12 protein-coding genes are annotated in these 9,524 nt (G+C 59.3%); 8 read left to right on the forward strand and 4 right to left on the reverse strand.

What is annotated here, in order from left to right; translation table 11 throughout:
* Window positions 1–385: 385 nt before the first annotated feature.
* The 3 genes from OXG98_16495 (at window position 386) to OXG98_16505 (ending at window position 1,673) form a co-directional block, all read left to right on the forward strand.
* On the forward strand, window positions 386–919 hold the full coding sequence (locus tag OXG98_16495) for a hypothetical protein (GenBank protein MCY3773606.1): 534 nt from the start codon (window positions 386–388) through the stop codon (window positions 917–919).
* Window positions 920–1,009: 90 nt separating this feature from the next.
* The gene (locus tag OXG98_16500; GenBank protein ID MCY3773607.1) at window positions 1,010–1,354 is read left to right on the forward strand and encodes a hypothetical protein; all 345 of its coding nucleotides are present in this window, start codon (window positions 1,010–1,012) and stop codon (window positions 1,352–1,354) included.
* Between the two features lie 79 nt (window positions 1,355–1,433).
* Window positions 1,434–1,673: a hypothetical protein gene (locus OXG98_16505; GenBank protein ID MCY3773608.1), complete on the forward strand. Its 240-nt coding sequence runs from the start codon at window positions 1,434–1,436 to the stop codon at window positions 1,671–1,673.
* Between the two features lie 63 nt (window positions 1,674–1,736).
* Here OXG98_16505 and OXG98_16510 read toward each other — a convergent pair whose 3' ends face one another.
* The 3 genes from OXG98_16510 to OXG98_16520 all read right to left on the reverse strand — a co-directional run bounded on the left by OXG98_16510 (window position 1,737) and on the right by OXG98_16520 (window position 4,442).
* Window positions 1,737–2,495 carry a carbohydrate-binding family 9-like protein gene (locus tag OXG98_16510; GenBank protein ID MCY3773609.1) on the reverse strand — a complete coding sequence of 253 codons (759 nt, stop codon included), beginning with the start codon at window positions 2,493–2,495 and terminating at the stop codon, window positions 1,737–1,739.
* Between the two features lie 197 nt (window positions 2,496–2,692).
* A complete protein-coding gene (locus OXG98_16515; GenBank protein ID MCY3773610.1) occupies window positions 2,693–3,427 on the reverse strand; it encodes a phytanoyl-CoA dioxygenase family protein in 735 nt (244 codons plus the stop codon).
* 85 nt (window positions 3,428–3,512) lie between these two features.
* Window positions 3,513–4,442, reverse strand: a complete 930-nt coding sequence (locus OXG98_16520; GenBank protein ID MCY3773611.1) for an isoaspartyl peptidase/L-asparaginase — start codon at window positions 4,440–4,442, stop codon at window positions 3,513–3,515.
* Window positions 4,443–4,601: 159 nt separating this feature from the next.
* On the opposite strand from OXG98_16520, the gene OXG98_16525 reads away from it, so the two are divergent.
* Window positions 4,602–4,841 carry a hypothetical protein gene (locus OXG98_16525; protein ID MCY3773612.1) on the forward strand — a complete coding sequence of 80 codons (240 nt, stop codon included), beginning with the start codon at window positions 4,602–4,604 and terminating at the stop codon, window positions 4,839–4,841.
* Between the two features lie 262 nt (window positions 4,842–5,103).
* Window positions 5,104–5,796 carry a hypothetical protein gene (locus OXG98_16530; GenBank protein ID MCY3773613.1) on the forward strand — a complete coding sequence of 231 codons (693 nt, stop codon included), beginning with the start codon at window positions 5,104–5,106 and terminating at the stop codon, window positions 5,794–5,796.
* Window positions 5,797–5,828: 32 nt separating this feature from the next.
* On the opposite strand, the gene OXG98_16535 is transcribed toward OXG98_16530, so the two are convergent.
* Window positions 5,829–6,212, reverse strand: a complete 384-nt coding sequence (locus tag OXG98_16535; GenBank protein ID MCY3773614.1) for a nuclear transport factor 2 family protein — start codon at window positions 6,210–6,212, stop codon at window positions 5,829–5,831.
* A 252-nt stretch (window positions 6,213–6,464) separates the two neighbouring features.
* Here OXG98_16535 and OXG98_16540 point away from each other — a divergent pair, with 252 nt between their 5' ends.
* From OXG98_16540 to OXG98_16550, 3 genes are read left to right on the forward strand one after another with little or no spacing between them, the layout of a single operon-like run.
* On the forward strand, window positions 6,465–7,310 hold the full coding sequence (locus tag OXG98_16540; protein MCY3773615.1) for a phytanoyl-CoA dioxygenase family protein: 846 nt from the start codon (window positions 6,465–6,467) through the stop codon (window positions 7,308–7,310).
* Window positions 7,307–8,056: an SDR family oxidoreductase gene (locus OXG98_16545; protein ID MCY3773616.1), complete on the forward strand. Its 750-nt coding sequence runs from the start codon at window positions 7,307–7,309 to the stop codon at window positions 8,054–8,056. The genes OXG98_16540 and OXG98_16545 overlap by 4 nt, the downstream gene beginning before the upstream one ends.
* Window positions 8,057–8,075: 19 nt before the next feature.
* Window positions 8,076–9,515 (forward strand): gamma-aminobutyrate dehydratase, encoded by a 1,440-nt coding sequence (locus OXG98_16550; GenBank protein MCY3773617.1) that lies wholly within the window; start codon window positions 8,076–8,078, stop codon window positions 9,513–9,515.
* Window positions 9,516–9,524 lie beyond the last annotated feature (9 nt).

Here is a 9,524-nt window from a genome sequence, read left to right on the forward strand (position 1 = left end):
GGACGACCTTCAGAGCGGCGGCACAGCCCGGGCATTGGGCGGGTAATCGCGGGGTCCGTATTCGATCAGTGTCGTTATTCATATCAGATATCAGTGTCGTTATTTATCCATCAGGTGTTCACCATTCATTATCATTCAAAAGCAGAAGGTATATTTAATAAAACCTAAGTAGTATTTCAATAATTTAAATAACTATTACAATTAACGCAAGTGATTTGCAATCAACAAAGATCGGAATTGACCGCCAACCCCGGCTTCGCCGTGCCGACATCTTGTTCAAATAAGAAAAAACACGAGATAATCCTTATCTCGGCTACTCATATACCTAAGAGGGAGTTAAAATCCGCGGACTTCGTGTCGCCAATTTCAGGAGATGTATTTGAGAATGAGTGAATCTGATAGAGTAAGGGAGCCTGGAGAACCGGAGATGACTCAGGCGGAAATGCAGGCAATGGTCAGACGAGTACAGTCGGATCTATACTTCGGTCCGGATAACATAAGGGTAGTGTTGGCCCGGATGGATGAGAGACTCGGTAATACGGCCGCCAGTTTGGATGAAAGGCTCAAAAACACGGCCATTATCATGGATGAGAGGCTCAGTAACATGGCCATCAGCATGGATCAAAGATTCGAAAACATGACCGCCAGAATCGATGAGCGGCTCAGAAACATGGCCGCCAGCATGGATCAAAGATTCGCAGTCATGGCCACCAGCATGGATCAAAGATTCGGAAACTTGGACGCCAGCATGGATGAAAGATTCGGAACCATGGCCGCCAGCATGGATGAAAGATTCAGTCACACGGCCAGCCGAGAAGATATCGCGAATTTGAAGATCAGTATGGCCAGGTGGTTTTTGGGGAGCATCCTGACGCTCGCAGGGATCATTGTAACGACGTTCAAATGGCTGATGCCCTAGATCCGGACGGCGCGTCTGCATTTTGTTATTGTCGCCGTATTCATGCCGGTACGTTGGGCGGTCCGCACTTCTCGTGTTTGGTAGACGAAAATGAATGATCAAAAAAGCAAACGCCCACCCGAGAATACAGGGATGAGTTCGCGGGAAATCGAGGAGTCCATCAAGCGGATCGAAAACGACCTGTATTATAGTTCAGACAGTGTCTTAGTTCGCCTGACCAGGATAGAGGAAAAGCTGGAGCATGTCGCGACGCGGGAAGATCTGAAGCATTTCGCCACGCGGGAAGACATGGAAAAGTTCAAACTCACTATACATGGAGATATGGAGCGTTTGAGAACGGAATTGACCGCACACTCGAATACACTGTTTCGATGGACAATCGGGATTCTTGTATCGGGCCTGGGGGCAATCTTGACTGTTTTGAAACTAACCTGATTCAGCCGGCATCACTGGGAAGGACCGCTATACGCATATGAATAATCAAAAAAACAAACGCCCATCCGGCGCTGCAGGGATGAGTCGACGCGGAACCGCGGAGTCCATCAAGCGGATCGAGAACGATCTGTATTTCGATACGGACAATATCAAGGTCCGCCTGGGCAGGATTGAGCACAAGTTGCAGGACTTCGCCACCCGAGAAGACATAGCCAACATGAAGATCAGTGTGATAAGGTGGTTTATGGGAAGCATGCTGGCACTCGCCGGGATACTCGCGGGGATAATAGTTACGGCTTTCAAATGGTTGCTGCCATAAATCGCCACATTCTGATCGAAATCGCAGACCTTAGTAGGACTAACTACCTAAAGACACAAACTATCACATCTCCGCCGTACCCACCACCGTATCCGAGAATACCACGTGCCCCCACATCTCGGGGATGTGCATGTTGACCTCGCCCTGGGGCGACCAGACCCAGTTGTCGCAGGGGACGCCTTCTTTCCGCAGGTAGCCGTCCTTGTGGCGCTCGAATTCCCATTCCACCCGCGAGAAGTTGACCCGCCAGGAGTCGCCGGGCTTCGGTGGGCAGTCGACGCCGGCGTACTCGGCCATGCTGGTCCAGGGGAAGGCGATTTCGGTGGACCAGCCCCGGTCCACGTCATGCGAGCAGTTGACCGTGCCGTCGATGTGGACGGCGTGGCGCACGCCTTCGAAGTCCCAGTCGTGGTCGGCCTCTCCGCCCTTGCTGTAGGGTTTGGGCAGGTACAGGTCCCAGACGGCGTTCAGGGGGTTGATCTCGAACTCCATGTAGTGGTTCGTGTCGCCGTCCGGATCGATGAACACCTCGAAGTCGTTGTCGTGACAGATGATGGAGTCGCGCTTGGTCAGAGTGCCCCAGACGTCCGGCTCCTCCATGTCCGCCGCCACGTAGAAGTACGCGTCGTCCCAAAGCATCATGGCCCGGGTGCCGAACCGCGGAATGGGCTTGAGGTCGCCTTCGATATCGACGAAGAGATCGGTGCGGGGCGCCCGGATCCAGGACGGGTCGCTCAGCTTGCCGTCGATCGCGATGGGGCCGCAGGCACGGTAACAGGTGTAGGTCTTGGGAACGATCTTCGGTGATGGCGAGTCGGACATGGGGTCTCTTTCTCCAGGTGATGATGGGAAATATGGAATGAATCAGGTGGCGAGCAGACAACGCACATGGGTTGTCGAATCTAGGTGCGCGAACTCAAGTCCGAGGGCAAACAGCGGGATCAGGTCCGAGGGCAAACAGCGGGATCAGGTCCGAGGGCTCAAGTCCAAGGGCAAACAGCGGGATCAGGTCCAAGGGCTCAGGTCCGCATGCCCGACTGCGATTCGAATCCCAGCAGTCGCCTCAGGGCCGGCGTCGCCCGATCGACGACCTCGGGGCTCGCCAGCCTGAACTGGTCCTGCTGCGGCTTCATGAACGAGCGGCAGAAAAACCCGAGCAGAATCATCCGCTCCTGCCCGGTGCGATTGGCGCCGCTGCTGTGCCAGGTCGCGCCATGGATGATCACGATATCGCCTTTGCGGGCGTCCAGTTGGATGACGTCGTCGTACGTCGCTTCCGGGTCGGGGGTGTATCCGCGCCTGTAGCTGCCCGGCACGATCCGCGTGGCTCCGTTCTCCAGCGTGAAGTCGTCGAGCACGTAGATCGTATTGGCACAGAGGGCAAACGGTGGAGGGGGCTGCGGGAACCGCCCCAGCGGGAAGTCGACGTGCAGGCCGCCGGCCGGCGCGCCGGGGCCGATGAGATTGACGGTAAAACTGCTGAGTATGCAGTCGTCGCCCAGCAGGTGTTCCTGGAGCGCGAGCACTTGCGGCAGTTGGATCATCTCCTCGTAAATCTGGCCCTTGTTGACCAGGTTCCACACCCGCTGCGCGTGCCCGTCGAAGTAGACGTGCTCCCCGCTGTCGGTCTTTTCCTCCGCGGCCAACTCGACCGAGCGATCGCGCAGGGCGTTGGCCTGGTCCGGGGACAGCGCCTCCCTGAGCACGACGTAGCCGTGTTCGTCGAGATGGGCTTTGGCGTCCTCGAGTTTCATCCGGGATGCTCCGGTCGACAGCGTCCGATTCCTTCTATCCGCTTCGCTCGCCCTCGTCTTGCCTTAAGCGTTCTCGTCCTACTTTCTAGCCTTCGTACGGCACCGAGATGCCTTCGACAAATTCCGGCTCGTCCATGTCGGCCGTCATGTAGACGTGGCTGCCGGACCGGTCGCTCGTGGTACCCGCCATATGGGCGCCGCTCGCGTCCAAAGAAATGATCTGCACGCCGCCCACGCGCTGGGAATCCAGCTCGTTCATGTCCCGCAGCCCCTCCGCCGTGGCTTCTTCGAGGGACATGCCCATCTTCATGTAGGTTACCACGTTCCGTGCCGCGCCGGTCCGGATGGCCAGTTCGCCCGTGCCCGTGCATGCCGCGGCGCCGTAGCGGTTGTCGGCGAAGCCTCCCGCGCTGATGACCGGCGAATCGCCCAGGCGTCCCGGGTACTTCCACCCCCACCCGCTCGTGCTGACGCCGACACAGATGTCGCCCTTGCCGTCCTGCGCGATGAAGTTGGTCGTGCCGCCGGCCTTCTGCGGATCGACGGCCAGGTGGCTCAGCTTCCAGAGTTCGTTCGTATGCTGGAGTTCTTCGGGGTCGTCGATTCCCAGTTGTTCGCGCACATGCTTTGCGTAGATCTCGGGCATCTCGGGATCCACGTAGGTGCTCTTCTCGAACCCCATTTCGCTGGCGAACCGCTCCGCGCCGTCACCCACCAGAAAGACGTGGATCAGCTTCTCCATGACGCAGCGGGCGATCGAGATCGGATGGTCGTAGCCCGTCACCGCGCCCACGGCGCCCACGTCGCGGGTGCGTCCGTCCATGATGAGGGCGTCCAGTTGGGGATAGCCCAGGATGTTGGGATACCCGTGGAGCCCGACGCTGCGGTCGGGGCGGTGCACCTCCACCTCCCGGATGCCGATCTCGATAGCGTCCACGGCGGTCTTGCCTTCCCTGAGCGCGGCCACCGCCTGCTGGATGCCCACGTCGCCGTTGTTCGTAGCCATGACAATCATTATGACGGTCCTTTTCGCAAGATAGTGCTCAACTGTGTTTTATCTACGAGATATGAAGCTTGATTTCCGACTGTAAAGATATCGGTATGAGATCAACGGCGGTAGACTTATTTGGAATTACAACGCGAGCCAGTCACCCAGGTTTGGAAGGAGACAGGCATGACCATATTGAATCGGGACAACTGGACCTTCGGCGCCCAGATCATAACCGCCGCAGGGGTCCTTGTCATCACCGTATTTGCATTTGTCAATCAGATTAACCAGGAATTCAGGGATGAAGTTCGTTCCAACTTCAAAGAAATGCGTACTGAGTTAGCCTCAATTCGGGAAGAGATGCACGATATGAACGCTCGTCTGGGACGGGTAGAGGGATATTTGCGTATATCCAACAAAAAGTAACATGATCCCGGGATTTCGGTTCCGATAACATACGAAGGCGTCGGCGACTCCATATTCAGGTTGACACGAGTTTGAAACCAACCCTACTTTCCGCTCACATTTTGTGGCCATTCGCTATCGTCGAACGGCGTGGCGGGCACCCGGTCATTTCGCCGGCAGAGCGGCCTGTGATAGAGCGGCCTGTGACCGGTATAGCTCCCTCCTTCGAACGAATGCAGCCCGACCTTTAAATGTGCCGTTTCCAAAAAGGATGCATGACTACTTGATCATCTGGATTCGCATCGGGACGCTGGAATCCTATAACAAGGACGGCAGGGATTTCTGGCTGAAGAGACGGCTTGAGGAGATCTCCGGGCAACCGTGTCTGATGCTGCACCAGGAACAGATGACGCCGGAGATCGTAGAGCCGCTTAAGCCCCGGGCATTGCTGCTCAGCGGCGCCGGCACCTTCTTTCAGCACTTCAAGCCAGAGACGTTCTACGGCTTCGAAGACACGCTGAACGCGATGGCGGACGTGCCCACCCTGGGACTGTGCGCCAGCCACCAGCTCATGGGGTTCATGTTCAATGACGGTTTCAGAAACCTGACGAAACTCGAAGACGAGATGATGCGGCCGCTGCGGCCCGGCGAGCCCGACGTGCTCGATCCGAATCCGGACGCGCTGGGGTACTTCTGTGAAGAGGGATTCTACCCGGTGAGTCCGGTTCAGCCCGATCCGTTGTTCGACGAACTGCCCGACCCGGTGGTCGTCCGTCAGTCGCACTACGCGGAGATGAAAACCGTGCCTCCAGACTTCGACCTCATCGCCTCGAACGAAAACTGCCGGATCCAGGCGATCAGGCACCGGGAACGGCCCCTGTACGGCACGCAGTTTCACCCGGAATACTACATCGACGTTTATCCGCACGGCCGGAAGATCCTGGAGAACTTCTTTCGCGTGGCCGGGGTGCTGTAGCGACTGACCAGGGGCGGCCGGAATCTACCGGCTCAAGATTCTTTTCTGTGCCACCACTCTTCGAGGATGGTGCACTGAAGAGCGCCCTTTTCGCTTGAAAACACGAGTCTGAACGTCCCGTCGAGGCTGACCCGCGCTCCGGTGGTCTGCAGGGTGTAGCGGGCTTGCCAGCCGGCAATCGCGGTATCGTTCCTGACCGCCCAGACTTGCGATGCGAACTCGATGTCCTCGTGTGTTTCCACTGCGTATTTCTGCCAATACGCCCGTATTTCGTGCCGTCCTCTCATCGCACAGTCGAAGGGCGTTTCACGATAAGTGGCCGTGTCGGCAAACAGCGTCACCACCAGGTCCGGGTCGCTATCGACCCAGGCTCGGCCATATTCGTCGAGCCAGTGCTGAACGTCCTGTTCCGTCATGGGCTTTTCCATCCTCTGCTTTGACATGGATCGTGTCGGGCGTTTCCCATCCGGATCATGCAGGAGGGGCAAAGTGCCGTGTAGCAGACTAAGTTAGATGCTTGATCTGAATCCTGCCAACATTTGCCATTTTGGGTAAAGCGTAACAGCATAATGACTTATGTCAAGGGCAATTGGAATATCGCTTGACATAAGTGCATTGGGCGTCATACGGTTGCTGAACGCCTTTATCGACAGAAAACAGAGGTTCCAATGGCCATTCAAGACTTCGGCATGAGCGAGCTGGCACGGTTTGCCGAGGAAGGCTACCTGCGTCTGGGCCGGGTGGCTTCCGGCGAACACCTGCGGGCCATGTGCGACCGCATCGACGACATCATGATGGGGAACGTCCGCTACGAGGGCATGCCCATGCAGCGCGACACGACCACGGGCGAGTACGGCGAACTGCCGACGCGAACGTTCGAGGACAGCGAGGAGACGCTCGCTTACCGGCGCATCGACGATCTGCAGCTGGATCCGCTTTACCTGGGATACATGCAGCATCCGTTTTTTCGGGAGATCACGGAGGCCCTCATCGGTCCCAATGTCTCCATATTCCGCGCCATGTTCATGAACAAGCCGGCCGAGCACGGCACCCATCTCCCCTGGCACCAGGACGTCGGCATCGGGTGGGGGCTCGACTCGAACCCCGAGGTTACCATCTGGACCGCCCTCGATGCGGCGACGGTGGAAAACGGCTGCATGCAGGTGGTGCCGGGCAGTCACAAGCACGGCGTGATCAACGACATGCACTTCCCGTCGGAGGCGGACCAGGCCAGGTACGCGCGGGAGGAAGACTGTATATACCTGGAGGCCGAGGCGGGCGAGGCTATCCTCCTGAACAACCTGCTCCTGCACCGGTCGGCCCGCAATCCCACAGGCAAGCCACGGAGGGCGTTCAGCATCGCGTACATGGACGCCGCCACGCGGGCGGTCAAGACAGGCGAGATCTTCCCCGTCATCTTCGGTGAGGGTGCGCTGAGCGGCGGCGAGCTGATCGATGGCGCACTGACTGAAGGCGTCCAGACCGAGAACGCGTTCGAGGAGAGCCGCCAGTGAAGTTGCAAGATCGTGTCGCGCTCATCACAGGCGGCGGAACAGGAATCGGGGCCGCCACGGCGAATCTCTTCGCCGAAGAGGGCGCGGCTGTCTCTGTCACTGGCCGGCGCGAGGCGCTGCTTGAAGAGGTGGTTGCGGGAATCAAGGAAAATGGTGGACGGGCAGTCCCGATTGCCGGCGACGTGTCCCTCACGGAAGACTGCCAGCGCATGGTCGAGAAAACGACGGCCGCCTTCGGGAAGATCGACGTGCTGGTGAACAACGCGGGAACTGCTACGTTAATGAAAGCAGACGAGACCAGCGACGAACTCTGGGACCAGACCATCGGCGTAAACCTGTCGGGGGCGTTTCGCCTCATCCGAGCGGTCCTTCCACAGATGGTTTCCCAGGGCTCCGGAAGTATTGTAAACGTCAGTTCGGTCCTCGCTCAGTCAGGCATGAAGGGGGCGGCGGCCTACAGCGCCTCCAAGGCGGGCCTCGACCAGTTGACGCGCGTCCTGGCCGTCGAGTACGCAGATCGCGGCATACGGGTCAACGCCGTGGCCCCGGCCTGGGTGCACACCCCCATGAACGAATCGGTGCGTGACCACGAGATGATGTATGAACGGTTGAAGAAGCGCCATCCCATGGGCCGATTCGGTACGGCCGAAGAGATCGCCCACGCCATCCTGCACCTGGCCTCGGACGAGGCCACTTGGACGACGGGTACCGTGCTGGCCGTCGACGGCGGGTGGACGGCGGTTTGACGAAGATCGGAGACCGACAATGGGCCTGAGAACGGCTGAACAATACCTCGAAGGATTGCGGGACGGCAGGGCGGTCTACTTTCGCGGCGAGCGGGTGCCGGACCTCATGGAGCACCCGGAACTGCGCGTGGGCGCCGAGCACACGGCGCTGGATTACCACCTGGCCGAGGACGAGGCCCACAGGGACCTGTTCACAACGATTTGTCCCGAGACGGGCGAGCGCGTCAGCCGCTATTTCATCCCGCCGGCCAACACGGAGGACCTGCTCAAGCGCCGGGAGATGATCGAGACGAGCACCCGCGAAGGCAGCGGGGTGGTCCTGCTCATCAAGGAAATCGGTACGGACGCGCTGTTCTCGCTCAGGCTCGTCGCGCGGCAGATCGACGAGAAATACGGCACGGGATACCTGGACCGGGTGAAGAACTACCACGCCGAATGCCGCGACCGCGACCTGAGCATGGCCGTCGCGCAAACGGACGCCAAGGGGGACCGCAGCCGCCTGCCCTCCCAGCAGACCCATCCCGACTACTACGTGCGCATCGTGGAACGCCGTCCGGACGGCATCGTGGTCCGCGGGGCCAAGGCGCATACCACGGGAACCGCCTTCGTGGACGAAGTGGTCGTGCTGCCCACCCGGGCCATCTCGGAAGAAGACCGGGACTACGCCGTGTCCTTTGCCGTGCCCGTCAATACGCCGGGCGTCCGGCTCATCGCCAGTCCCTTCGGGTTCTCGGGCGAAAGCACGTATCATCATCCGGTCAGCTCGAAACACCACCTCGTCGAAACCCTGACCGTTTTCGAAGACGTGTTCGTCCCGAACGAGCGCGTCTTCCTGGCCGGAGAGTGGGACTTCGCCGGGGTGCTGGCGAACGCCTTCGTGGAGTTCCATCGGTTCACGGCCGTGTCCTACAAGCCGCCGCTCCTCGACCTCTTCATCGGCGCGGCCTCGCTGATCGCCGTGTACAACGGGGTGGAGAAGGCCAGCCACATCCGCGACAAGGCCACGCGGCTCATCACCTACACGGAGACGGTCCGCGCCCTCACCCGCGCGGCCGCCATGGACTGCAAGGTAGTGGACGGCATCGCGGTGCCGGACACGCTCACGACCAACATCGCCAAGTACCATTTCGCCAACAATTATCATGAGGCGGTGCGGGACGTGCAGGACATCGCCGGGGCCTTGCTGGTCACGGGCCCGTCGGAAGCCGACTGGCACAACGAAGAGACCAAAGGCGACCTGGAGCGTTACCTGGGCGGCCGCAAGGGCGTGCCGACCATGGACCGGATGAAGGCCATCAATCTCATCCGCGACCTCACGGCGTCGGATTTCGGCGGGTACCACGAACTGCTGGCCATTCATGCGGAGGGCTCCCTCGAGGCGCAGAAGATCACCATATTCAGGGGATACGACCTGCTGCGGTGCATGGATATCGCGAAGAAAGCCGCAGGGATCGAGTAGAGGCCGAGG

Source organism: Gemmatimonadota bacterium, assembly GCA_026706345.1.
Classification (GTDB): domain Bacteria; phylum JAAXHH01; class JAAXHH01; order JAAXHH01; family JAAXHH01; genus JAAXHH01.

Coding starts and splice junctions, on each gene's coding strand:
- OXG98_16495 (MCY3773606.1), top strand. CDS start 386: ATGAGTGAATCTGATAGAGTAAGGGAGCCTGGAGAACCGGAGATGACT.
- OXG98_16500 (MCY3773607.1), top strand. CDS start 1,010: ATGAATGATCAAAAAAGCAAACGCCCACCCGAGAATACAGGGATGAGT.
- OXG98_16505 (MCY3773608.1), top strand. CDS start 1,434: ATGAGTCGACGCGGAACCGCGGAGTCCATCAAGCGGATCGAGAACGAT.
- OXG98_16510 (MCY3773609.1), bottom strand. CDS start 2,495: ATGTCCGACTCGCCATCACCGAAGATCGTTCCCAAGACCTACACCTGT.
- OXG98_16515 (MCY3773610.1), bottom strand. CDS start 3,427: ATGAAACTCGAGGACGCCAAAGCCCATCTCGACGAACACGGCTACGTC.
- OXG98_16520 (MCY3773611.1), bottom strand. CDS start 4,442: ATGATTGTCATGGCTACGAACAACGGCGACGTGGGCATCCAGCAGGCG.
- OXG98_16525 (MCY3773612.1), top strand. CDS start 4,602: ATGACCATATTGAATCGGGACAACTGGACCTTCGGCGCCCAGATCATA.
- OXG98_16535 (MCY3773614.1), bottom strand. CDS start 6,212: ATGACGGAACAGGACGTTCAGCACTGGCTCGACGAATATGGCCGAGCC.
- OXG98_16540 (MCY3773615.1), top strand. CDS start 6,465: ATGGCCATTCAAGACTTCGGCATGAGCGAGCTGGCACGGTTTGCCGAG.
- OXG98_16550 (MCY3773617.1), top strand. CDS start 8,076: ATGGGCCTGAGAACGGCTGAACAATACCTCGAAGGATTGCGGGACGGC.